This is a genomic window from Bradyrhizobium sp. CIAT3101 (genome assembly GCF_029714945.1).
Classification (GTDB): Bacteria; Pseudomonadota; Alphaproteobacteria; order Rhizobiales; family Xanthobacteraceae; genus Bradyrhizobium.
In genome coordinates, this window is the sequence record NZ_CP121634.1 from 3946513 (window position 1) to 3968888 (window position 22376).

Annotated in this window: 22 protein-coding genes and 1 tRNA gene; 15 read left to right on the top strand and 8 right to left on the bottom strand. The window is 64.7% G+C overall.

Annotated elements, in window-relative coordinates; genetic code table 11:
* Window positions 1-23: 23 nt before the first annotated feature.
* Entirely contained in the window at window positions 24-2489 is a 2466-nt protein-coding gene (locus QA645_RS18525; RefSeq protein WP_283053249.1) for a PAS domain S-box protein, read from the bottom strand.
* A 226-nt stretch (window positions 2490-2715) separates the two neighbouring features.
* Between QA645_RS18525 and QA645_RS18530 the strand changes: the two genes are divergently transcribed.
* From QA645_RS18530 to QA645_RS18545, 4 genes are all read left to right on the top strand, one after another.
* Window positions 2716-3798, top strand: a complete 1083-nt coding sequence (locus tag QA645_RS18530) for a putative zinc-binding peptidase (RefSeq protein ID WP_283052058.1) — start codon at window positions 2716-2718, stop codon at window positions 3796-3798.
* A 173-nt stretch (window positions 3799-3971) separates the two neighbouring features.
* Window positions 3972-5987, top strand: coding sequence for an acetyl/propionyl/methylcrotonyl-CoA carboxylase subunit alpha (locus tag QA645_RS18535; protein WP_254194117.1), 2016 nt, complete (start codon window positions 3972-3974; stop codon window positions 5985-5987).
* Between the two features lie 183 nt (window positions 5988-6170).
* Window positions 6171-7037 (top strand): isocitrate lyase/PEP mutase family protein, encoded by an 867-nt coding sequence (locus QA645_RS18540; RefSeq protein WP_283052059.1) that lies wholly within the window; start codon window positions 6171-6173, stop codon window positions 7035-7037.
* Complete coding sequence (locus tag QA645_RS18545; protein WP_254194115.1) at window positions 7034-7333, top strand: acylphosphatase; 300 nt, start codon at window positions 7034-7036, stop codon at window positions 7331-7333. The genes QA645_RS18540 and QA645_RS18545 overlap by 4 nt, the downstream gene beginning before the upstream one ends.
* A gap of 7 nt (window positions 7334-7340) precedes the next feature.
* On the opposite strand, the gene QA645_RS18550 is transcribed toward QA645_RS18545, so the two are convergent.
* The gene (locus tag QA645_RS18550) at window positions 7341-8861 is read right to left on the bottom strand and encodes a PAS domain-containing sensor histidine kinase (RefSeq protein ID WP_283052060.1); all 1521 of its coding nucleotides are present in this window, start codon (window positions 8859-8861) and stop codon (window positions 7341-7343) included.
* 152 nt (window positions 8862-9013) lie between these two features.
* Between QA645_RS18550 and QA645_RS18555 the strand changes: the two genes are divergently transcribed.
* The 3 genes from QA645_RS18555 to QA645_RS18565 are packed head-to-tail and all read left to right on the top strand — an operon-like array spanning window position 9014 to window position 11686.
* The gene (locus QA645_RS18555) at window positions 9014-9571 is read left to right on the top strand and encodes a MarR family transcriptional regulator (protein ID WP_254132075.1); all 558 of its coding nucleotides are present in this window, start codon (window positions 9014-9016) and stop codon (window positions 9569-9571) included.
* A 16-nt stretch (window positions 9572-9587) separates the two neighbouring features.
* Complete coding sequence (locus QA645_RS18560) at window positions 9588-10253, top strand: DUF4166 domain-containing protein (RefSeq protein ID WP_283052061.1); 666 nt, start codon at window positions 9588-9590, stop codon at window positions 10251-10253.
* The gene (locus tag QA645_RS18565) at window positions 10250-11686 is read left to right on the top strand and encodes a TIGR01777 family oxidoreductase (protein ID WP_283052062.1); all 1437 of its coding nucleotides are present in this window, start codon (window positions 10250-10252) and stop codon (window positions 11684-11686) included. The genes QA645_RS18560 and QA645_RS18565 overlap by 4 nt, the downstream gene beginning before the upstream one ends.
* A gap of 416 nt (window positions 11687-12102) precedes the next feature.
* On the opposite strand, the gene QA645_RS18570 is transcribed toward QA645_RS18565, so the two are convergent.
* Window positions 12103-12954, bottom strand: coding sequence for a LysR substrate-binding domain-containing protein (locus QA645_RS18570; protein ID WP_283052063.1), 852 nt, complete (start codon window positions 12952-12954; stop codon window positions 12103-12105).
* Window positions 12955-13065: 111 nt separating this feature from the next.
* On the opposite strand from QA645_RS18570, the gene QA645_RS18575 reads away from it, so the two are divergent.
* Entirely contained in the window at window positions 13066-13488 is a 423-nt protein-coding gene (locus QA645_RS18575; protein WP_283052064.1) for a 4-oxalocrotonate tautomerase family protein, read from the top strand.
* Between the two features lie 44 nt (window positions 13489-13532).
* Here QA645_RS18575 and QA645_RS18580 read toward each other — a convergent pair whose 3' ends face one another.
* Window positions 13533-14246 (bottom strand): DNA helicase, encoded by a 714-nt coding sequence (locus QA645_RS18580; RefSeq protein ID WP_254132070.1) that lies wholly within the window; start codon window positions 14244-14246, stop codon window positions 13533-13535.
* Between the two features lie 197 nt (window positions 14247-14443).
* A complete protein-coding gene (gene lipB / locus QA645_RS18585; protein WP_283052065.1) occupies window positions 14444-15181 on the bottom strand; it encodes a lipoyl(octanoyl) transferase LipB in 738 nt (245 codons plus the stop codon).
* 82 nt (window positions 15182-15263) lie between these two features.
* Here lipB and QA645_RS18590 point away from each other — a divergent pair, with 82 nt between their 5' ends.
* The 3 genes from QA645_RS18590 (at window position 15264) to QA645_RS18600 (ending at window position 16031) form a co-directional block, all read left to right on the top strand.
* On the top strand, window positions 15264-15506 hold the full coding sequence (locus QA645_RS18590) for a FliM/FliN family flagellar motor switch protein (protein ID WP_008141759.1): 243 nt from the start codon (window positions 15264-15266) through the stop codon (window positions 15504-15506).
* Between the two features lie 141 nt (window positions 15507-15647).
* Window positions 15648-15732 (top strand) — tRNA-Leu (locus QA645_RS18595).
* A 224-nt stretch (window positions 15733-15956) separates the two neighbouring features.
* Complete coding sequence (locus QA645_RS18600) at window positions 15957-16031, top strand: hypothetical protein (RefSeq protein ID WP_283053252.1); 75 nt, start codon at window positions 15957-15959, stop codon at window positions 16029-16031.
* A gap of 190 nt (window positions 16032-16221) precedes the next feature.
* On the opposite strand, the gene QA645_RS18605 is transcribed toward QA645_RS18600, so the two are convergent.
* Window positions 16222-16479 (bottom strand): hypothetical protein, encoded by a 258-nt coding sequence (locus tag QA645_RS18605; RefSeq protein ID WP_254132068.1) that lies wholly within the window; start codon window positions 16477-16479, stop codon window positions 16222-16224.
* Window positions 16480-16705: 226 nt separating this feature from the next.
* Here QA645_RS18605 and QA645_RS18610 point away from each other — a divergent pair, with 226 nt between their 5' ends.
* The gene (locus tag QA645_RS18610) at window positions 16706-17080 is read left to right on the top strand and encodes a hypothetical protein (protein WP_254132067.1); all 375 of its coding nucleotides are present in this window, start codon (window positions 16706-16708) and stop codon (window positions 17078-17080) included.
* A 120-nt stretch (window positions 17081-17200) separates the two neighbouring features.
* On the opposite strand, the gene QA645_RS18615 is transcribed toward QA645_RS18610, so the two are convergent.
* On the bottom strand, window positions 17201-18457 hold the full coding sequence (locus QA645_RS18615) for a polysaccharide deacetylase family protein (protein ID WP_283052066.1): 1257 nt from the start codon (window positions 18455-18457) through the stop codon (window positions 17201-17203).
* A gap of 163 nt (window positions 18458-18620) precedes the next feature.
* Entirely contained in the window at window positions 18621-19427 is an 807-nt protein-coding gene (locus QA645_RS18620) for a polysaccharide deacetylase family protein (RefSeq protein WP_254194107.1), read from the bottom strand.
* Window positions 19428-19504: 77 nt separating this feature from the next.
* Here QA645_RS18620 and mgtE point away from each other — a divergent pair, with 77 nt between their 5' ends.
* From mgtE to QA645_RS18635, 3 genes are all read left to right on the top strand, one after another.
* Window positions 19505-20926: a magnesium transporter gene (gene mgtE, locus QA645_RS18625; RefSeq protein WP_254194106.1), complete on the top strand. Its 1422-nt coding sequence runs from the start codon at window positions 19505-19507 to the stop codon at window positions 20924-20926.
* Between the two features lie 210 nt (window positions 20927-21136).
* Window positions 21137-21448 carry a helix-turn-helix domain-containing protein gene (locus QA645_RS18630; protein WP_254132063.1) on the top strand — a complete coding sequence of 104 codons (312 nt, stop codon included), beginning with the start codon at window positions 21137-21139 and terminating at the stop codon, window positions 21446-21448.
* 109 nt (window positions 21449-21557) lie between these two features.
* A complete protein-coding gene (locus QA645_RS18635) occupies window positions 21558-22376 on the top strand; it encodes an aldo/keto reductase (protein WP_254194105.1) in 819 nt (272 codons plus the stop codon).

The following is a 22376-nucleotide window of genomic DNA, read 5'->3' on the forward strand; positions in this document are numbered from 1 at the left end:
CATCGCGTTGCGTGGCCCAACACTCACCTTGCCACCGACAGCTTCTCCGTGATCGCCTTGCGCAGAATGCGCGAGAGCGACTCCACCGAGTACGGTTTCTGGATCAGCTCGAATCCGCGATGGGCGTTCTCGGCGAGCACGTTGCTGTAGCCGCTGGTGAGCACCACCGGCAGGCCCGGATAGCGCTCGCGGATGATGCCGGCGAGCTCGACGCCGTTCATACCGGGCATGATGACGTCGGAGAACACCAGATCGACCGCGAACTCGTTCTCGCCGAGGATGGAGAGCGCGGCATTGGCATTGGCGACGCGGCGGACGACATAGCCGAGGTCCTCCAGAAGCTCGGTCGAGAACTGGCCGACATCGTCATTGTCCTCGACCACGAGCACGCGGTAGCCGCGCCCGGTGGTCGAGCCTTCGCTGGTGAGCGATGCGGATTCCTTCTCGGCGGCAGGGCTCTGCGCCTGCGGCAGGTAGATCGTGAAGGTCGCGCCCTGGCCGTGCGTGCTCGTCACGGCGATGTCGCCTTCGGACTGTTTGGCGAAGCCAAACGCCTGGCTGAGGCCGAGGCCGGTGCCTTTGCCGACCTCCTTGGTGGTGAAGAACGGCTCGAAGATGGCGTCGATGTTTTCAAGCGCGATGCCGGTGCCGGTATCCGCCACCGAAATTGCGACATAGTCGCCGCCACGCGCCGACTGCGCACGCAGGTTCGGGATGCCCTGGACCTTGCGGACGGCGATGGTGAGGCGGCCTTCGCCATCCATGGCGTCGCGGGCGTTGATGGCAAGGTTGATCAGCGCGGTCTCGAATTGCGCGATGTCGGCGACCGTAAAGCAGTCGGCGTCGTCGATCTCGACCATGATCTCGATGCGGCCACCGACCAATGGCCGGACCAGCTGCGCCACGCCCTCGACCTGGCTGCCGACATTGAAGATCTGTGGTTTCAGCGGCTGCCGTCGCGCGAAGGCCAACAGCTGTGCGGTCAGTTTCGAGGCGCGCTCGACAGTATCGGAGATGGCATCGACATAGCGGCGGCGGCGCTCTTCCGGCAGCTCGCGCCGGCGCAGGAAGTCGGTCGCCGAGCGGATGATGGTCAGCAGATTATTGAAATCGTGCGCGACGCCGCCGGTGAGCTGGCCGATCGCCTCCATCTTCTGCGATTGCCGCAACGCTTCCTCGCCGCGGCGGCGCTCGGTGATGTCGACGGCTTCCGGCACCGCGCCGGTGATGTTGCCGTGGCGGTCGAGCACCGGGCGCATGCCGAACTCGAAATCGCGCTCGCCGATGGGCAGCCGCAGCCGCATCTCCATCCGCACCGCTTCGCCCTTGAGCACGGTGTCGAAGGCCTCGCGCACGGTCGCGCTCATGCCGTGGGTGCCGGTGAACCAGGGTGTATCCCAAAACGGCTTTCCGATGACGTCGGAGGAGTTCGCCCTGATGCCGTCGAGCGCAGTCTTGTTGGCGTAGAGCAATTCACCCCTAAGGTTGACCAGCCCCTGATACTGGTTGCTGGTCTCCAAGATCGCGCGCAGCCGCGCCTCGTTGGATTCGAGCTCGGTGGTACGCTGCGCGATGCGCTCTTCCAGCGTCTCGTTGAGGCTCCGCAGCTCGATCTCGGCCTGCTTGGCGACCGTGATGTCGTGGGCAACGCCGATGAAGCCGATATGCTTGCCGGTCGGGTCCCAGCGCGGCTGCGATTCCGAGCGCAGCCAGCGCCATCTTCCGGACGCATCCTTGTAGCGCGCCTCCAGCACGAACGGCTTGAGCGAGGCTTCGCCCTGGACCGATTGCTGCAGCACATGCGGCAGGTCGTCCGGATGCAGCACCTTGCGCCAGTCGAAGGCGATGGCCTGATCGTAGGGCAGGCCGACGAAATCGACATAGGCCTGGTTGGCGAAGGAACGCGTGCGGTCGAGCTTGGTCACCCAGATCGGCACCGGCGCGCTGTCGGCGATGAGCCGGAAGCGCTCCTCGCTCTCGCGCAAGGTCTCGCGCACCAGCATCTGGTCGGTGACGTCGATATGGGCACCGACGAGGCGGATGGCGCGTCCGTCGCCGTCACGCTCGATCTTGGCGACGACGCGGATCCAGCGGGTCTCGCGGTCGCTGGGGCGGACGATGCGGTATTCGGCGGTATAGTCCTCGCTGGTCCCGGCCAGCGCCTCGAAGAAGTGTTTGACGGTCGCGTCGCGGTCATCGGGATGGATGCGGCTGACCCAGTCTTCGTGCGTTTCGTCCGCAGCCTCGGGCGGCAGCCCGTGGATCATTAAATATTCTGGCGAGCGGCGGTTCTTGAAGCCTTCGCGGAAGTCGACCTCGAGGCCACCGACCTTGCCGATGCGCTGAATGCGCGCAAGCTCGGCCTCGCGCTCCTGAAGCGCGCGATAGGCTTCATCGCGCTCCCGCGCGATGTCTTGGAGGTGCTGGCGCAGCCTTTCGGCAGCAAGGGTCTCGGGCAAAGGATCGTTCAAGGCGTCGGCCGTTGTGATGCGGGAGCGCGCGTGCCGAACCGATATTCACACAGACAAAGCGTGATAGCCATTGCTCAAAAGGGAATTGATCGGGAAACGCCCACCGAACGACGTTTGGCGGGTATGAACGAACGCGGGGTCTGGTTATTTGTTCCTGATATTGGAACGACCGGCCGTCGGCCCGCGTATCTGCGAGGCGCCACAACTGATATTCGTAAGGCTCCCTTTCCCGAGAGGCTAAATCTTGAAGCTCTTTGTCTGCCAGTCCTGCGGCAATGTTCTCTATTTCGAGAACCGCGCCTGCGAACGTTGCGGTCACCGGGTCGCCTTCCTGCCCGAGAAGGAGACGATGTCGGCGATCGAGCCGGACGGCGAGGGCTGGAAGACGCTGGCCGACAAGGGCGAACGCCGCATGCTCTGCAGCAATGCCGAGTATGACGCCTGCAACTGGCTGACCGATGCCGGCGATACCACCGGCTATTGCCGCGCCTGCCGCCACAACGGCATCGTGCCTGATCTGTCGGATCCCGTGCAGCTCGCCGGCTGGCGCGAGCTGGAGGTGGCGAAGCACCGGCTGTTCTACTCCCTGATCCGCTGGAAGCTGCCGCTCCAGACCCGGCAGGAGAACCCCGAGCACGGCCTGATCTTCAATTTCCTCGCCGATGATCCCAACAGCGGCCAGAAAATCCTGACCGGCCATGATAATGGCCTGATCACGATCGCGCTGACCGAGACCGATACGATCGAGCGTGAGCGGCGCAGGCTGGAGATGGGCGAGCCCTATCGCACGCTGCTCGGGCATTTCCGGCACGAGGTCGGTCACTATTTCTGGGACGTACTGGTGCGCGACGGCGGCAAACTGGATGAATGCCGCGCGGTGTTCGGCGACGATTCCGTTGACTACGGCGAGGCCCTGCAGCGCCACTATGCCGAAGGCGCGCCGCCGGACTGGCAGCAGAATTTCGTCTCGGCCTATGCGACGATGCACCCCTGGGAAGACTTCGCCGAGACCTGGGCGCATTACCTCCACATCATCGATACGCTGGAGATGGCTTCAGAGTTCGGCATGGAGGTGCGGCCCAAGGTCGATCGTGACGGGGAGTTGTCGACGCGGATCCGGTTCAACCCCTACGAGGCGAGAGGCGTCGAGGCGATCGTCGACGCATGGCTGCCCTTCACCTTCGCCATGAACAGCGTCAACCGCGCCATGGGCCTGCACGACCTTTATCCCTTCATTCTCTCGCCCGCGGTGGTGACGAAACTGGGCTTCATTCACAGCCTTGTCCGGGACGTGGCCAAGGATAGGGCCAAGGCCGGGAAGCCCTAGGTCATCCAAGGGGTTCGCCAGGCCCGATCGGTCTTGCGCTGGTACGCCAGCGGGGCCGGATTTAGACCGTTGCCTCCGGCCCATTTTGATGTACCACGGGAGCCACACGGCCCGTTTCATAGGCCCCAACGGCCAGGGATGGGTCCCGCCCAAGGTCGAGACTCAAGAAAAGCATGTTCAAACGCATTCTGATCGCCAACCGCGGCGAAATCGCCTGCCGGGTCATCAAGTCCGCCCGCAAGATGGGAATTCAGACGGTTGCCGTCTATTCCGAGGCCGACCGCGACGCCCTCCATGTCGAGATGGCCGACGAGGCCGTCCTGATCGGCCCGCCTGCCGCGGCCGAGAGCTATCTGGTGATCGAGAAGATCGTCGAGGCGTGCAAAAAGACCGGCGCCGAGGCCGTGCATCCCGGCTACGGCTTCCTGTCCGAGCGCGAGGCGTTTCCGCGCGCGCTGGAGGCCGCCGGCATCGTCTTCATCGGCCCGAACCCCGGCGCGATCGCCGCGATGGGCGACAAGATCGAATCCAAGAAGGCGGCTGCGAAAGCCAAGGTCTCGACCGTGCCCGGCTATCTCGGCGTCATCGAGGACGACAAGCACGCGGTCAAGATCGCCGACGAGATCGGCTATCCCGTGATGATCAAGGCCTCCGCCGGCGGTGGCGGCAAGGGCATGCGCATCGCCCATTCGAAGGCCGAGGTCGCGGAAGGTTTCAATCTCGCCAAGGCCGAAGCCAAGGCCTCGTTCGGCGATGACCGCGTCTTCGTCGAGAAGTTCATCGTCGATCCCCGCCACATCGAGATCCAGGTGCTGGGCGACAAGCACGGCAACGTGATCTATCTCGGCGAGCGCGAATGCTCGATCCAGCGTCGCAACCAGAAGGTCATCGAGGAGGCGCCGTCGCCGCTGCTCGACGAAGCCACCCGCCGCAAGATGGGCGAGCAGGCGGTCGCGCTGGCCAAGGCCGTGAACTACGATTCCGCCGGCACGGTCGAGTTCGTCGCAGGCCAGGACAAGAGCTTCTACTTCCTGGAGATGAACACGCGCCTCCAGGTCGAGCATCCCGTCACCGAGCTCGTCACCGGCGTCGATCTCGTCGAGCAGATGATCCGCGTGGCCGCCGGCGAGAAGCTTGCGCTCACCCAGAAGGACGTCACGCTCACCGGCTGGGCGGTGGAATCGCGTCTCTACGCCGAGGACCCGTTCCGCAACTTCCTGCCCTCGATCGGGCGGCTGGTGAAATATCGCCCGCCGGCGGAGTTAAGCAAGGACGGCATCACCGTGCGCAACGACACCGGCGTGCAGGAGGGTGGCGAGATCTCGATCCATTACGATCCGATGATCGCAAAACTCGTCACGCATGCGCCGTCGCGCGCGGCCGCGATCGAGGCGCAGGCGACCGCGCTGGATTCGTTCTATGTCGACGGCATCCGCCACAACATCCCGTTCCTGTCGGCGCTGATGCATCATCCGCGCTGGCGCGAGGGCAATCTCTCGACCGGCTTCATCGCCGAGGAATTCCCGAAGGGCTTTGCGGTGCGCGTGCCCGAAGGTGAGGTTGCACGTCGCATCGCCGCGGTCGGCGCCGCCATCGATCACGTGCTCGGTGAGCGCAAGCGGCAGATCTCCGGCCAGATGGGCGGACGGATCGTGCAGCGCGAGCGTCGTCGCGCGGTGTGGCTCGACCGCCAGGAGATCTTGCTCGAGGTCGCCCGCGAGGGCGACGCGATCGCGATCCGCTTCATCGACGCCGATGGCAAGGCCGGCAATGCGCATCTGCTGCAGTCGGCATGGAAGCCGGGCGATCCGGTCTGGCAGGGCACCATCGACGGCCACTTCATCGCGGTACAGGCGCGCCCGATCGCCAACGGCATCCGTCTCGCACATCAGGGCGTCGAGGTGCCGGTCTATGTCTGGACCGAAGCGGAAGCGGCCTCGGCGCGGCTGATGCCGGTGACGACGGCGTCCGACAGCGGCAAGAAGCTGCTGTGTCCGATGCCCGGCCTCATCGTCTCGATCGCAGTGACCGAAGGGCAGGAGGTCAAGGCCGGCGAGACGCTGGCCGTGGTCGAAGCCATGAAGATGCAGAACGTGCTCCGCGCCGAGCAGGACGGCACCGTGAAGAAGATCCACGCCAGCGCCGGCGCGACGCTCGCGGTGGACGCGCTGATTTTGGAGTTTGCGTAAGGGTCTCTGTGTCGTCCCGGCGAAGGCCGGGACCCATACCGCGTGATCTATCGGTAAAGTGCGGTGTCAGCGGCGTTGGAATGTCTCTGGCGACCAGCCTTCGCCGAACTCCTTCCTGGGGCTATGGGTCCCGGCCTTCGCCGGGACGACGCTGGGGATGCATTCCGACTGAGAGAGGGCACCATGGCCTTTCGTTCCCGCCGCGAGAAACTTCGTTCCATCCTGTCCGGCACGGCTTGCGTCCATCCCGGCTCGGTCTATGACGCGATCTCGATCCGCATTGCCGAGGATCTCGGTTTTCCGCTCGGCATGTTCGGCGGTTCGGTGGCCTCGCTTGCCGTGCTCGGCGATCCCGATGTCACCCTGATCACGCTCACAGAGCTCGCCGAGCAGATGCGGCGGATGTCGCGTGCCGCCGCGCTGCCGGTGCTGGTCGATGCCGATCACGGCTATGGCAATGCGCTCAACGTGCGCCGCACGGTGCAGGAGCTCGAGACGGCAGGGGCGGCCGGTCTCACCATCGAGGACACGTTGCTGCCTGCTGCTTTCGGTGAAGCGAAGGCGCAGCTGATCTCGCTGGAGGAGGGGGTCGGCAAGATGAAGGCTGCACTCGACGGCCGTAGCGATCCCACACTGGTCATCATGGGCCGCACCGGAGCTGCCTCGATTACCTCGATCGAGGACGCGATCCGCCGCGCCAGGGCCTATGAAGCCACCGGTGTCGACGCGCTGTTCTTCACCGGCATCAAGTCGCGCGCCGAGCTCGAATCCATCGTATCCGCAACGCGCCTGCCGATCGTGCTTGGTGGGGCGCCGGACGAATTGAACGCGATCGACTATCTTGCCAGCCAACGCGTCCGCATCGCCCTTCAGGGCCACGCGCCGATCGCGGCCGCAACGCAAGCCGTCTACGACGTCCAGAAGGCATTGCGAGAGGGCACGGCGCCGAAAGCGCTGAAGGGACTGCCGTCAGCGGAGCTGACCAATCGCGTCACGCGCGAAGCCGAGGTAAAAGCGCGCAGCGCCGACCTTCTCGGATTGAAAAAATGAGCCGGGCGATCCTCCAGGTCATGATCCGCGGCCGCGTGCAGGGCGTCGGCTATCGGGCCTGGGTCGAATACCAGGCGACGGCGAGCGGCCTCGAAGGCTGGGTCCGCAACCGCCGCGATGGCAGCGTGGAGGCCCTGTTCGCGGGAGCGCCGACGCACGTCGCCGACATGGTCGCGCTGTGCCGCCACGGTCCGCCGTCATCGCGGGTGGACAGCGTGACGAGTGAAACGGCCAGTGTGGATGAATTGAATCTGCGCAGGGCAGGGGAAGCGTTTTCGGTTCTGGCGACGGTGTAGCCGTCCATTACCTCGGCAGCTTCGAGATCGCCTCGCTGAGCTCGTGAATCTCGTACGGCTTGCGCAGGATCGGGAAATCGCCGCGCACACCGGCGGCGGCTTCGCTGTAGCCGCTGGCGAGCAGGATCGGCAGTTCGGGGTGGACCTCGCGGAGGTGATGGGCAAGGCCGAGCCCATCCATCTTGCCCGGCATGACGATGTCGGAGAACACGAAGTCGACGCCGTTGTGCTCGAGCTCGCGCAGCGCGGCTTCTGCGTCGGCAACCCGGCGGACGCGGTAGCCGAGCTGCTCCAGCAAGCCGATGCTGACGATGGCGACATCAGGATTGTCCTCGACCAGCAGCACCGTGCCGCTGCCGCGCATCGGCGCGGGCTCAGGCGCCTCGCGCGGTGTGGCTCCGGTCTCTCGCGGCAGCAGGATGGTGAAGGTCGTGCCCTTGCCGAGCTCGCTTGCGACCTTGACCGTGCCGCCGGCCTGATGCGCAAAGCCGTGCACCTGTGACAGGCCGAGGCCGGTGCCTTTCCCGACCGGTTTGGTCGTGAAGAACGGTTCGAAGATCTTGTCGACGACGTCGGAGGGGATGCCGAGCCCGGTATCGGCCACCGTGATCGCGACGAACTCTCCGCTGCGGAGCGGATCGTGCAGCACGACGTTGTGCGCGCCGATCGTCACCGTGCCGCCGTCGGGCATGGCATCGCGGGCGTTGATGACGAGATTGAGCAGCCCCGTCTCGAGTTCGGAGACGTCGGCCCGGATTGGCCAGACCTCGCGATCGATGTCGAAGGCGAGACGAACCGCGCTGCCGAGGCCGGCGCTGAGAACCTCGCGGATCGCCTCGATGCGGTCGCCGAAATGGATTGCCTGCGGGTTGACGCTCTGGCGTCTTGCGAAAGTCAAAAGCTGTCCGGTCAGCGCGGCGCCGCGCTTGGTGGCGGTCTCGATCGCCAGGACTGCGCGCTGAAACTTGGAATCGTCGGGGTCGCCCTTCTTCAGAATGTGAAGGCTGCCGCTGATGATCATCAGCAGATTGTTGAAGTCGTGTGCGACCCCGCCGGTGAGCTGGCCGAGCGCATCGAACTTCTGCGACTCGGCGAGCTGCGTCTGCATTGCCTCGAGCTTGACCTGCGTGTTGCGGCGCTCGGTGATGTCGCGGGTGATCTTGGCGAAGCCGACGAGGTTGCCGTCCTCATAGATCGGGTCGATCACGACGCTCGCCCAGAAAAAGGTGCCGTCCTTGCGGACCCGCCAGCCTTCCTCCTCGTAGCGGCCCTGGTCCCGCGCGATGCCGAGCGCACGGGCAGGCTTGCCGTTGGCACGGTCGGTCTCGGTATAGAAGCGCGAGAAATGCTGTCCGAGGATCTCCTCGGGCGAATAGCCCTTGATCCGCTCGCCGCCGATGTTCCAGCTGGTGATGATGCCGGTGGGGTCGAGCATGTAGAGCGCGTAATCCGCGACTCCTTCCACCAACAGCCGGAAACTCCGCTCGCTCTCGAACAAGTCTCTCTGTTGACTGGACTTTTTGAACATTCCGGACCCCGCCTTAACGGGTGCAAACGCTCCAGCAGGCGTTTGGTTCCCGTTGCTCGGATGTTTTTTAGGCAAATACGACCACCGGTATGCACGTTGCAAGCCGTCGTCCGGCACTTGACACGCAATCGCATTCGTCAGATATTTCTGTTATGACAGAAATAACCGGAAAGAAGAAACTTCCAGCCGCCGTCGAGCGCTTCATCCTGCATTGGGGCGACATGGGGGATCAGTGGGGCGTCAACCGCTCGGTCAGCCAGATCCACGGGCTGCTCTATCTCGCCGAAGCGCCGATGACGGCCGAGGACATCGCCGAAACGCTCGGCATGGCGCGCTCCAACGTCTCCAATTCGCTGAAGGAGTTGCTCGCCTGGAACCTGATCCGGCGGGTGCCGATCCTCGGCGACCGCCGCGATCATTACGAGGCCGAGACCGACATCTGGGAGGTTGCGGCGAGGATTGCGGCGCGGCGCAAGGAGCGGGAGCTCGATCCGGCGATCACGGCGCTGCGGGCCTGCGTGACCGATGCTGCCGACGATCCGACCATCAATCCGGTCGCGAGCAAACGGCTGAAGGAGATGCTCGCCTTCACCGAGCTCGCCGACCACTGGTTCATGCAGATGCTGAAAGTGCCGCGGCCGCGGCTGGTCGCCTTGATGCGGCTTGGCGAGAAGATCGCCAACCTGCTGCCGCTGGGCAAGGCCAAATAGTTCCGAGGAGGGTGTGATGACGTCGGCGAGATTATCAGGCTCCAACGCAACTCCCTCCGCTCACATCAAACTGCTCGACGACCGCCGTTTCCGCGCGCTGCTGTCGGACGAGGATTGGGGCCGGCTGCCGCTTGCAACCTGGCGGCGCTTTTCCAAGCGCGTCGCTGACGGCGACAGCGTGGTCTATGTCGGGGTCGTCGACGAGGTCTCCTTCAGCGACATCGGCTGGTGGTTTGCGCAGGCCGCGCGCCTGATCGGCGGGCCATTGCCGACCGGCCGCGACACCGGCGTGCCGATGATCGTGACCGTCACCGAGGATGGCGCCACCGGCGGCCAGACCTGGACCCGCATTTGCGCGCGCAAGCGCGGCTTTCCGCAGGTGATCCATTCCGCCAAGCGTTTCGCCGGCCCAACCGGGCTCGAGGAATATGTCGGCTTCGGCGTCTCGATGGCGCTGCGTATCGCGGTTGAAGGCGAGGTGCTGACTTTCCGCAGCGCTGCTTATGGACTGCAGCTCGGAAGGCTGTGGATTCCGCTGCCGCAATGGCTCACGCCGGGCGATCTCACGGTGACGCATACCGATCTCGGCGAGGGCGCGTTCCGCTTCACCCTCGATGTCATTCATCCGCGTTACGGCGCGCTGATCCACCAGTCCGCCGTGTTCAGGGAGGCCGTGTCATGACCCCGCTCTTGTGGACGCTCATCGCCATCCAGATCGTGATGGGTGTGTTCGACACCTTCTATCACCACGAATTCACCGAGCGCCTCGCCTGGCGTCCGTCGCAGCGCTTCGAGCTGAAGCTGCACGGCATCCGCAACATGCTCTACGCGCTGCTGTTCCTGCTGCTCGGGTGGCTCGAGGTCTACGGCGTGCTGGCGCTCGTGATCGTCGCGGTCCTCGTTGCCGAGATCGTCATCACGCTGATGGATTTCGTCGAGGAGGATCTGAGCCGGAAACTGCCGCCGAGCGAACGGATCAATCACACGCTGCTCGCGATCAATTACGGTGCGATTCTCGTGCTGCTGCTGCCCGTGCTGATCGATTGGGCGATGCAGCCGTTCGGCGTGAAGGTCGTGCATCAGGGCTTGCTCAGCTTCGCCGCGACTGCCTGCGCGGTTGGTGCAGCACTTTGCGGCGTCAGGGATTTTGCCGCGATGCGTCGGCTCGGCCGGATGAAGAGCGTGCCTGCGCAAGGACTCGTTGAGAAGATCTCCGGCCGCAAGACCGTGCTGATCACCGGCGCCACCGGGTTCATCGGCAGCCGCCTCGCGGCGAGTCTCAGTGGGGCAGGGCATCACGTCATCGCGCTGATCCGCAACCCCGCCAAGGCCGAGATGCTGCCGCCGCCGGTGACGCTGATCACCAGCCTCAATCAGCTTGCCGCGGACACGCCAATCGACGCCATCGTCAATCTCGCCGGCGAGCCGATCGGCAACGGCCTGTGGACCGAGGCGAAGCGCGCGAAGATCATCGGCTCGCGCGTCGACATGACTGGTGAGGTCGTAAAACTGATAGCGCGACTCGAGCGCAAGCCCGAGGTGCTCGTCAGCGGCTCTGCGATCGGCTGGTATGGCCTGTGGGCCGACCAGGTGCTGACGGAGTCAGCGAAATCTCACGCCTGCTTCAGCCACGAACTGTGCGCAGCCTGGGAGAGTGCGGCGCGGCCGGCGGAAGAGCTCGGCGTGCGCGTGGTCAATTTGCGTATCGGCCTCGTGCTGGGCACGGAAGGCGGCTTCATCACGCGCATGCTGACGCCGTTCGAGTTCGGGCTTGGTGGTCCGCTCGGCACCGGGCGGCAGTGGATGTCCTGGATCGAGCGCGACGATCTGATCAGGCTGATCGCCTATGTGATGGCAACGCCCGATCTCGCCGGTCCCGTCAACGCCACCGCGCCGATCCCCGTCACCAACGCAAAGTTCACGGAAGAACTCAGTCGCCGTTTGCACCGGCCCGCGGTGTTCCGCATTCCCGGCGGCCTGCTGCGCCGGATCGGCGGCGGCTTTGCCGACGAGCTCCTGCTCGGCGGTCAGCGCGTGCTGCCGAACAAGGCGCTGAGCCGCGGCTTTGTGTTTCGGCACGAGACACTGCGCAGCGCGTTCGAGGCGATCCTGTGAGGTGACGTCATGGCCTGCGCTGCATGTCCCCGCGTTACGAGCGGCTGGTTTCGTGGATGCTTGACGGCAACTTTTGCATTGGACTCGGTTATGCTCGCAGTCCGGCTCTGGTTGGAGCAATCCCTAAGCGCTGTTCCTTCCATGGTTGTGGGGTTCCCGTTCACCCTCGTTCTCGTGTGTTTGTTCACGGGGCTTCCCGCCGCGCTCTTGATCAGTTTCGCTGAAGCTCTGCGAGTACGCTCGAGGCTGTTCTATATCTCAGGTGGTGCCGCGATTGGAGCGATGAGCGGCGCGCTTATATTTCGAATCCTCCCCCAGCTGAGTGCTTTGTTTGTCGTGGTGGGGGCAATCGCCGGAACGGTCTATTGGTCCATCGCAGGCCGATACGCCGGCGAAGAGCGTGGAGGGTCGAGGCATTAAGTCGCTGCGCTCCGGAACGTCGCCGCTACCGCACGAAGAGCCGCCAGTTTTGCCGGATCGCTGACCTTCGAATGCAGCATCACCTTGGAGCTGCCGAGTTTTGGCAGCTTTTGCGCAGGCCCGATGTCGATCAGTCCGGGAGGCGCGATACGTCGGGCCAGCGGTGCGATCGCGAGCCCGGCAAGAGCGGCTGCGACCACCGCGGTGACGCCACCGCCGACGAAACGTTCGCGCCAGGCGACGCCGGCCTTGTCGAGCGCGCGCACGGCGATGGCGCGGACACCGCAGGGCGGGGCGAGCGTCGCAAGTGGCAGCGCTTCGCCCTTCGGTAGCGCGAAGCGTCGCGATGCGAACCAGCCGAACTCGTCCTCGGTGAGTTTTTCGCCGCCGCGGCGGCTGCCTTCCTGACGGACGATCACCGCATCCAGCTCGCCGGCGTCATAGGCATCCTGCATCTCGCGCGAGAAGCCGATGGTGACGGCCAGCGTCAGGTTCGATGACATCGCATGCAGCCGCTCCAGCAGAGGCACGAGCTCTGGGCCCGCGGCATGATCGGAGATGCCGAGCGAGAGCGATTGCGCAGCCGCTGCCTCGCCCGAGAGCGCACGGTCATGCGCCGCCATCAGCGCGCGGGCGCGATCGAGGAACGTCGCGCCCTCGGCGGTGAGGCGGACGGCGCGCGGCGAGCGTTCGACGAGACGCTTGCCCAGCAAGGTCTCGAGCCGTTGCAGCTTGAGGCTGACGGCCGCCTGCGTCGTGCCGAGTGCCTCGGCGGCGCGGGTAAAGCTCTGGAGGTCGGCGACCAGCAGGAAGGCCTGGACGGTCGCAATGTCGAGTGTGGCTGTCATTATGGACGTTTATCACTGGTATCAGAGCAGATAAGATACCAAAATGATGAGGCAAGGTCTAGCTTCTCACTAACGCCGCGCAAACAGCGCAGCTTCTTGAGGAGAACGACAATGCCCCTGATCACCGTGTCCTATACTTCGTCCCGCCGGTCGCCGTCGCTGAAGGCCGACATCGCGAGCGCCGTGTCCGAGCTCACCGCAAAGATCCTGCACAAGGATCCCAAGGTCACCGCCATCATCGTGAAGTCGGTCGATCCGGGTGACTGGTTCGCCGGCGGCAAGTCGCTCGCCGACGAGAAGCTCGCGAGCTACTGGATCGACATCCACATCACCGAAGGCACCAACACCAAGGACGAGAAGGCCGCCTATCTCGCCGCAATGTTCAAGCGCATGGCCGAGATTCTTGGCCCGCTGCATCCCGAGACCTACCTGCACGTCGACGAGGTCAAGGGCGATGCCTACGGCTTCGGCGGCCTGACCCAGGAGCGCCGCTACATCGCCGGCAAGCTCGAGGTGTCGCTGAAGGCGGCGTGAGGACGCGAGCCGCGGGTGAGGGATCTCACCCGCGGCATTTCTTGTCAGCTTGCCGCGCGGAACTGAACCTCGGAATTGTTCAGGAAGCACGTCTTGTCGAACAACCCTAGATCCAGCGGGTTCGGCAGTCTGACATCGCCGAGATCGGGGCAGGGCTTGATCGAAGGATCATAGGAGCGATCGATCTGGGAGATGAAGACGACGATCAGCCCCCTGTCTTGCGCGAAGGATTTGAGCGCGCGCACCTGAACGGTCAGATCAGGGTTTTCCCGCCGCTGGTCGAGCAGTTGCAGATAATCGATCACCACGACCGTCCCGCGGGGGACCGTGGCCATTTGCTTGACGATGTAGTCGGCGCTGATGGCGTCGGAGCAATCGACCTCGAAGAGCTTGTCGAACTCCGCCGGCTCCACGCCGATCGCACGCAAACGGTCCAGCACGTCTTTCTCGGTGTATTCGAGCGAGAAGAACGCGGCACGATGACCGGACTTCATGGCCTCCACGGCGAGTTCGAGGCTCATCAAGGTCTTGCCCTGACCAGGGCGCGCGCCGACCAGCACCAGATCGCCCGGCCTGAATTGCGGGAACAGTCTGTTGGCAGGCGTCAGTGCGGCGGCTTTCGCAGCAAGCATGCTCCAGGCGGAAAACCCTTCCGTCGTGGCAACGCGATCAAGCGCGTCGTGGAGCGGAATTCCTTCCTCGCGGGAGAGGCGCTTTGCTTTTCGCTTCAGGTGATAGATCGGCGCAGACAATTTCATCGTAAAACCTCCCATTGCGAGCAGATAACGCAATCCCTCCTTATGCCCAGTGCTCGAACAGTCGGTCCGATGGTTTAGTCGCCCGGCATGAGGTCTGCTTTCCCGGCGGAGGGGGGAGGCGTGGGCGGCACCTGAACCAAGCGTAACCGATTCGCGCTCATCGAGAACGCGATCGGTGTGCGTCCAACAGGAATGAGTTAGACCGCCACCTCCGGCAGCAGGGCACGGGTCGGCCCGAACAGCTCTTCAAAAGCCTGCCGAAGCGCGACGTCGACATCGGCCAGCGTCACGAGCTGGCCGAGATCGACCAGTGAGGTGACGCCGTAACGGGGATCGGCAACACCACAGGGGACGATGCCGGCGAAATGCGAAAGCTCCGGCTCGACATTGATGGCGATGCCGTGGAACGAGACCCAGCGCTTCAGCCGCACGCCGATCGCCGCGATCTTGTCCTCGTGCTCAGGCCCCTTGTCGGGCCGTTTCACCCAGACGCCGACCCGATCCTCGCGCCGCTCGCCGCGGACGTTGAAGGCGGCCAGCGTCTTCAGGATCAGTTCCTCCAGGCTCGCGATATAGGCCCGGACGTCCGGCCGGCGCCGCTTGAGGTCGAGCATGATGTAGGCCACCCGCTGGCCCGGGCCGTGATAGGTGAGCTGGCCGCCGCGCCCGGTGGCAAAGGTCGGGAATCGGGGATCGAGCAGGTCGGAAGCCTTGCCGGAGGTTCCAGACGTGTAGAGCGGGGGGTGTTCGAGCAGCCAGACCAGCTCGGGTGCCTCGCCCGCCGCAATGGCGGCGACGCGGGCCTCCATGGCGGCCACGGCCTCCGGATAGGGCACGGGCGCGTCCGAGATTCGCCATTCGACGGGTTCGCCGCCTGCGGCGGAAAACGACGTCAAATCGAGCTCTTGGCGGGGGTTTTGGGGCGAATTAACCATTGGCTAACCATAACGTGGTGATGATTGCAGGCGCAAATGCCAAGTCCTTTGGCGTAAGTCTCCAGTTGCGGTGGTGCTGACAGTGCCTACTCTCGACAAAGTCACCGTGGATCTCATGGTCGTCCTCGGGACGACCACCATGCCCATCCATCAAGTATTGCGTCTTTCCCGCGGCGCCATCATCGAGCTGGACGCAACCGAGGCCGACGAGGTCAAGGTTCTCGCCAACAATCTGCCCGTGGCCTCCGGCGTCGTGCTGGTCGACCGCAACCGGATCGCGGTCGAGGTCAAGCAGATGCTGCCGCGGACGCAAGGCACCAGATAAGGCCGATCGGGGGAGGGGCGGGAATTTTCCTGCCAAGCTTGTGGAATTCGGGGCCTTTGCAGGCTTGTACCCCACTGACGGATTTGTTAGATCGGCGCCGTTGATCCGGCAGGCCTCAAGCCCTAAGCCGGCATCCCCAAAGCGCTCGTGGCGGAATTGGTAGACGCGCTGCCTTGAGGTGGCAGTGAGTAAAATCGTGGGGGTTCGAGTCCCTCCGAGCGCACCACACTCTCCTGAAATTGTTGAAGTTTTGCGGTCCGCAGGGCGCGTCTTGGCGCGACCTCTCCACAGGCTATCCACAGGGATATACCGGCGTGGCACACAGGGCCGCCGCCGGTCGGACTGCGCGCCAACCACGGAGTGCCGAAGCGTCAGGAATCGCGAAGGGTGGAATGCCATCGCGTTCGCCGGCCGGGATCCTGACGGCCCGGGGCGAAGGATCCGTACGAGATCCTTTCACTCGGCTCGGATGGACAGGAAGGCGGAACGGGAACGGCGGGCGATATCACGTCGGCGGCGAAGTAGCCGTGCGAGCTGGCACGCTAACTCGCCTTGCTGAAAGCGGTCTGCCTCTTTGTGATCGTGGTCCTGAAGGCTTTCAATTCGATTCTCCGCGCGGCATGGCGGCGCCGGTCGCGGCTCAGGTGAAGCCTGAGCCTGAAGGACCGTCGGCAACTCGTTGAAATCGCGTTGGATGGCACCGCTCAATGGGCGGCTAGCCATATTCCTCGCCGATCCCGTATTCCTTGTAGATCTCGAGCGGATCCGTCTCCGGGAACAGGCGGCATTTGGCCTGGGCGAGATGCAGGCTCACCGCGGACGGCTCCTTGCCGTTCGAGAGCAGCTTGCGGATGTCGTCCATATGCGCGCTCGGCTGGTGCTTGGCCTCAAGCTGCTCCAGCGCGACCAGCGCGGTTGCGAGCGCCTCGGTCAGGACCCAGTCGTCGTGGCCCGTGATTCCCTTCTTCGGCATCGGCAGACCCCAATCCGCAGACCTCAGATATGGCAGCGGCAGCAGTCTACCGTAGCTTCGGTCGAATCTCCATCGAGCCGCGGACTGCGCGGACGGGCGGCCCCGCTCTCGCTTGCATTATGGCGGCGCGTGGCTAAAAGGCGGCGGCACGCGGGCGCTGGTATCTTTGTTGAAACAAAATCGGCGTAGACGGGCCTCGCACGACCTCTCTCGGGCTGGAGCCAGCATGGTCTTTCTAAGCTTCGTCTACCGCTTCCTGACCAACTTCGCATTCATGGCGCTGGTCTATTTCAGTCTGAATTTCATGGAAAAGTATCAGAACCGCGCGGTCCTCGCGATCCTGGTGCTGGTCTATAGCGGCATGCGCGCGGCCTCGACGCTCCGCGCATTCTACTTCTTCCAGAAGATCGAGAAGCTGGAAGCCGAGACCAAGCGCCTGCAGGCGCCGATCAATGACGGCTCGGGCGGAACCAGCGGGCGCAAGCAGATCGTGATGGATGTCGCGCGGCTGCGCCGTGACGGCGAGCTCAAATCCTATATGGATTTGTTCTTCCTGGCGCTGATCGTGCTGCTCTGCGTCGCCAACATCATGCGGCAGTGACAGCTTGAAGCACGATCCGGAAAAGTGTGCAGCGGTTTTCCCTCGCGACAAACGCGGAACGCGTTTGCGCGGAGATCATGCTCGAAACAACAACCTGAAGCGCGATGATCTCGTCGCGCTTCAGGCGCGCTTCTTCACGCTGGTGGCGACGCGGGTCGGGCGGGGCGCCGTGCTTTTGGCCTGAGCGGCGCGCTTCGGCGCTGCGTGTGCAGCATGCGCGGTTCGCCGGGCCTGCATCTTGGCCGCCTTGCCTTTGCCCGCACGCGGTGCTTCGGCTGCCATTGCAAGCCGGGTTGCGGCCCGCCGCGACAAGGTCGTCGACAGCAGCACCTCGACCGAGCCCTCGGGGATCGCGAAGAGGTCGCGTCCGGGCGCGGGCAGCGTGGCGGCGACATCGTCCTGCGCCCTGGTCTTGTGCGGCAACACCTGCGGCTGGAGCGCGGTCTGCGTGTTGAGATCGGCGAGGCCAGGCGCGGGCAGCGTTGCGGTCTGCGCGAACACGAAGTTCGGCACGGCAGGCCAGCGTGCGATCGGCGTCGTTTCCGTCGGCGGGTGCAGCAGCCACTCCACGGCCGTGGTCGGCGTCGCCGGCCGGTCGGCGGTCGCTGGCACCACATGGACGATGCGATAGCCGCGTGCCTTCAGGTCACGGATGATCTTGGGCAGCGCCGCCACGGTGCGCGCCTGGATGTCGTGCAGCAGCAGGATGCCCTTGCCCTTGGCCTCCAGCCGCTGGATCGCGAGCTGGTAGACGCGATCGGACGAGATGTGGCGCCAGTCGTCGGCCGGGAAGTCGGCGCTCCAGACCTGGATGCCGCGCGAGATCAGGAGGTTTTCGACGCCATCGGCGCGCATCAGGCCGGGAATGCGGAAGAACGGCGCGAGCTTGGACGAATCGCTCATCGCAGCCGACGTCCACTCGATGCCGCCGTTGATCTGCGCCTCGGCCTTGTCGAGCGGCATCCGGTCCATTGTCAGCGGATGGTTCATGCTGTGGGTGCCGACGGTGTGGCCCGCCGCGACAAGCTTGCGCACGCCTTCCGGGTTCGCCTTGGCCTGTTCGCCGATGATGAAGAAGGTCGCCTTGATGCACTCGTCGGCGAGGATCTGGAGCACCTGATTGGAATACTTCGGCAGCGGGCCGTCGTCGAAGGTCAGCACCACCTCGTGGTCCTTCAGCGGCAGCGTCTCGCGGTACTGCATGGTGCCGATGCGCGGATGCTCATGCGGATCGACGACGAGCGTGCGTGAGGTGCCGAGCGCGTCCGGATGGCCGGGGCATTCGGCAGCGAAGGCCGCGGGCGATGCCGTGGTCAGGAACCCCAGGAGCAGGACGGTCCACGATCGCGTCCGAAAAACAACGCTACTGCCGATCATGAAGCTCGTAAGTCCTCGTCTGCGATTGCGCCCATATCCGTAGGTCGGAGACGCCCGGAAACGGTTCAGGCGCAACACCCTCCAATCTTTGCATGGGGTAGCATGAACAGAGTGTTAATAGGGCTCAAATCACCCCATTTTGCACCGGCGTGACATTCCGGCATCAATGCGCGTCGGCGTTCTTCTGGGGTGTATCCGCCGGGACGATATGGACGATGTGAAAGCCGTTTTCCCGCAAAAACCGCAGGAAGGCCGGCATCATCGCCGCCGTACGCGCCTGGGCATCATGGAACAGGATGATGCCCTTGCCGGCAGCGGTGATGCGGTCGCTGATCAGCTTCAATTCCTGCTCCGGCGTCATGTCGTTCCAGTCGCTGGCCCAGAGATCGGCACCGAACACGACGATGCCGCGCGACTGGAGCAGATCGAGCTGGGCCGGCGTGGACTCGAAATAGGGGAAGCGGAAGAACGGCGTCGACGGCGTCGTCGTCGCGACCCCGTGCAGCGCCATCTCGTCGGTGGCGATGCCGTGGTCGATTTCGTATTTGGCCGCATCGGCCGGGATCCGGCCCATGTATGGATGCGACCAGGTGTGGTGGCCGATGGTGTGACCCTCGCGGGCGATGCGTTTGACCATGTCGGGATGTTCGGCGGCGCTCCGGCCGACCAGGAAGAAGGTCGCGCGCACGCATTCCTGCGCCAGCGCCGCCAACACCTTCGAGGTGGTCTGCGGACGCGGGCCGTCGTCGAAGGTCAGCACCACCTCATGATCAGCGAGCGGCAGCGTCTGCGGAAAACTCTTCAGGCCGACACGCGGCGTGGTCTTGGCATCGACGCTCAGGATCCGCGAAGTGCCGAGCGCATCGCTCCGCGGGCAGTCCGCGGCCTTGACTGAGCCGATCGCGGTGAGGGCGGCAAGAGCTACGCCCATCGTGATCGAGGTCCATTTCGGCCGCTGCATCTTTGCCATTGCGCTCCCGATTACGTTGAGGGTATTGGCTGACCGTCAGCCCAAAATGACCAACCTGTTCAACGGCGAGGCGTTCCATGGATGAACATATCGATGGTGCTGCGGCCGCCGAGGCATTGGTACTCGACCACGTCCCGATGCGCAATGAAGAGGGCGAAATTCGGCACGAATTCGTCGAGGAAATCGCCCATGCGATCGAGGCCGGCGACAGCGCTGCGCTGCGGGCCTGCGTCGCAGACCTGCACGAGGCCGATCTCGGCGATCTCATCGCGGCGCTCGCGCCCGACGACCGCGTCCGCCTGGTCGAGCTGACGGGTGCCGATTTCGACTTTTCCGCACTGAACGAGGTCGACGAGACCGTCCGCGAGGAGATCCTCGACGAGCTGCCGCCCGAGACGGTCGCCGAGGGCGTCCGCGAGCTGGAATCCGACGATGCGGTCGAACTGCTCGAAACCCTCGACGAGGAGGAGCAGGAGGAGATCCTCGAGAAGCTGCCGCTGCAGGAGCGCGTCGCCCTCGAACGCAGCTTGCTATATCCGGAAAACTCTGCCGGACGGCGCATGCAGACCGAGTTCATCGCGGTGCCGCAGGATTTCACGGTCGGGCAGGCGATCGACTATATGCGCGACACGCCCGATCTGCCGGACCGCTTCTACGAGATCTACGTCGTCGACAAGGACCGGCACTGGCAGGGCGCGGTTCCCTTGGATGTGCTGCTCCGTGCGCGCCGCCCGGTGCCTCTCACCGAGCTGACCGACGAGGATCGTCGCCGCGTCTCCGTCCTGGAGGATCAGGAGGAGGTGGCGCGCATGTTCGGCAAGTACAACCTCGTCGCGGCACCCGTGCTCGATACCCAGGACCGCCTCGTCGGCGTCATCACCGTCGACGACGTCGTCGACGTCATCGAGGAAGAGGCGGACGAGGACCTCAAGGCGCTCGGCGGTGTCACCAGCGACGAAGAGCTGTCGGACACGTTTCTCACCATCGCGCGCGGCCGCTTCAACTGGCTGTTGATCAATCTGGCCACGGCCTTCCTGGCGTCCTCCGTGCTCGGCCTGTTCGAGGGCCAGCTCGAACAGATGGTGGCGCTCGCCGTGCTGGCGCCGATCGTCGCGAGCCAGGGCGGCAATGCCGCGACCCAGACCATGACGGTCGCGGTGAGGGCGCTCGCGACCCGCGAGCTCGGCTCCTCCAACGCCTGGCGCGTGGTCATCCGCGAGACGCTGGTCGGTCTCATCAACGGCGTGGCCTTCGCCGTGATCACCGGTGTCGCCGCGGTGGCCTGGTTCAAGATCCCCGGCCTCGGTGTCGTCATCGGGCTCGCGATCATCGTGAACCTCGTCGCCGGCGCGCTCGGCGGCATCCTGATCCCGATGGCGCTCGAACGCGTCAGGGCCGATCCGGCGGTGGCGTCGGGCACGTTCGTGACGACGGTGACGGATGTCGTCGGCTTCTTCTCCTTCCTCGGCATCGCCACGCTGTGGTTCGGGTTGAAGTAGGGGGCGCCAACCACGCTCTCGTGTCCCGGGCGCGCTGCAACGCTCTTTGCGTTGCTGCGCAGAACCGGGACCCATGAGGCGACAAACTCCGCGGTCCGATGGGCCCCGGCTCTGCAGCGCATCACTTCGTGCTGCGCAGCGGCCGGGGCACGAGACCACCTTTAATCCCACCTTAAGCGTGCTGCCGCATGATCCCTCCCGCTTGGGGGAATGAGCATGCGGTTGCGGCTGAAGGCGGACGGACGGGTCGTTGAGTTGCGGGACGGGCAAGAGTTTCCCGTCCAGCCGGTCGCGTCTGCAGCCGAGACTCCGGCGGCGGAGGCCGGTTCGCTCGCGGTGCGCGATTTGCGCCGGCGCGCCTGTCTCACCCAGATGGAGTTCGCCGCCAAGCTCGGCGTGCCCGTCGAGACCATCCGCAACTGGGAGCAGGGCAAGCGCGCCCCGCGCGGACCCGCGCGCGCATTGCTGGCCGTGATCGCGCATGCGCCCGACACGGTGTTCCAGGCGCTCGCCAAAGCCTGAACGCCTGACACGAACCTCACGTTAGCATCCTTCGTTGCACTCTGGCGGACCGGGTCCATAATGACGCCGGTGATGACATTTGGGGCTGCCGCAACAGAGAGGATTCCTCATGCTGTTCGTCGAGGCCAATGGCGCGAAAATTCCGGCGATCGGGCTGGGGACCTGGGAGCTGAGCGGCCGGACCTGCGCGCGCGTGGTCGAGCAGGCGTTGCGGCTCGGCTACCGCCACATCGACACCGCCCAAGTCTACGACAATGAACGCGAGGTCGGCGACGGATTGCGCGCCTCCGGTGTCCGTCGCGACGACATCTTCGTCACGACAAAAGTCTGGACCAACCATTTCGCACCCCACGATCTCGAGCGATCGGTCAAGGAGAGCCTGGTGCGGTTGCGGCTTCCCGCCGTCGACCTGGTTCTGCTGCACTGGCCCAATTCGCATGTGCCGCTGGAGGAGACGCTGGGTGCGCTGGCGCACGCCAAGCGGATGGGCCTGACACGCCACATCGGCGTCTCCAATTTCACGGTGGCGCTGATCGAGCAGGCGGTCGCGCTGTCACCCGAGCCGCTCGTCTGCAACCAGGTCGAATATCACCCCTACCTCGATCAGGCGAAGGTGAGGGCGGCCTGCGACCGGCATGGGATGGCCCTCGTTGCCTACAGCCCGATCGCCAAGGGCCGCATCAAGGCCGACCCGACACTCGCGGGAATCGGCCGCGCCCATCGCAAGACGCCGGCACAGATCTGCCTGCGCTGGCTGGTGCAGCAGAATGTGTCCGCGATTCCCAGAACGTCGCGTGTCGAGCGGCTGTCGGAGAATATCGAGATCTTCGATTTCGAGCTCTCGCACGACGAGATGGCGGAGGTCGCCGCGCTTGCCAGCCCCAGGGGCCGCCTGACCGATTTTGGCTTCGCGCCGAAATGGGATTGA

Excerpts from the sequence above, each read along its gene's own strand:
- QA645_RS18535 (WP_254194117.1), top strand. The coding sequence starts at position 3,972 with ATGTTCAAACGCATTCTGATCGCCAACCGCGGCGAAATCGCCTGCCGG.
- QA645_RS18540 (WP_283052059.1), top strand. The coding sequence starts at position 6,171 with ATGGCCTTTCGTTCCCGCCGCGAGAAACTTCGTTCCATCCTGTCCGGC.
- QA645_RS18545 (WP_254194115.1), top strand. The coding sequence starts at position 7,034 with ATGAGCCGGGCGATCCTCCAGGTCATGATCCGCGGCCGCGTGCAGGGC.
- QA645_RS18550 (WP_283052060.1), bottom strand. The coding sequence starts at position 8,861 with ATGTTCAAAAAGTCCAGTCAACAGAGAGACTTGTTCGAGAGCGAGCGG.
- QA645_RS18555 (WP_254132075.1), top strand. The coding sequence starts at position 9,014 with ATGACAGAAATAACCGGAAAGAAGAAACTTCCAGCCGCCGTCGAGCGC.
- QA645_RS18560 (WP_283052061.1), top strand. The coding sequence starts at position 9,588 with ATGACGTCGGCGAGATTATCAGGCTCCAACGCAACTCCCTCCGCTCAC.
- QA645_RS18565 (WP_283052062.1), top strand. The coding sequence starts at position 10,250 with ATGACCCCGCTCTTGTGGACGCTCATCGCCATCCAGATCGTGATGGGT.
- QA645_RS18570 (WP_283052063.1), bottom strand. The coding sequence starts at position 12,954 with ATGACAGCCACACTCGACATTGCGACCGTCCAGGCCTTCCTGCTGGTC.
- QA645_RS18575 (WP_283052064.1), top strand. The coding sequence starts at position 13,066 with ATGCCCCTGATCACCGTGTCCTATACTTCGTCCCGCCGGTCGCCGTCG.
- QA645_RS18580 (WP_254132070.1), bottom strand. The coding sequence starts at position 14,246 with ATGAAATTGTCTGCGCCGATCTATCACCTGAAGCGAAAAGCAAAGCGC.
- lipB (WP_283052065.1), bottom strand. The coding sequence starts at position 15,181 with ATGGTTAATTCGCCCCAAAACCCCCGCCAAGAGCTCGATTTGACGTCG.
- QA645_RS18605 (WP_254132068.1), bottom strand. The coding sequence starts at position 16,479 with ATGCCGAAGAAGGGAATCACGGGCCACGACGACTGGGTCCTGACCGAG.
- QA645_RS18610 (WP_254132067.1), top strand. The coding sequence starts at position 16,706 with ATGGTCTTTCTAAGCTTCGTCTACCGCTTCCTGACCAACTTCGCATTC.
- QA645_RS18615 (WP_283052066.1), bottom strand. The coding sequence starts at position 18,457 with ATGATCGGCAGTAGCGTTGTTTTTCGGACGCGATCGTGGACCGTCCTG.
- QA645_RS18620 (WP_254194107.1), bottom strand. The coding sequence starts at position 19,427 with ATGGCAAAGATGCAGCGGCCGAAATGGACCTCGATCACGATGGGCGTA.
- mgtE (WP_254194106.1), top strand. The coding sequence starts at position 19,505 with ATGGATGAACATATCGATGGTGCTGCGGCCGCCGAGGCATTGGTACTC.
- QA645_RS18630 (WP_254132063.1), top strand. The coding sequence starts at position 21,137 with ATGAGCATGCGGTTGCGGCTGAAGGCGGACGGACGGGTCGTTGAGTTG.
- QA645_RS18635 (WP_254194105.1), top strand. The coding sequence starts at position 21,558 with ATGCTGTTCGTCGAGGCCAATGGCGCGAAAATTCCGGCGATCGGGCTG.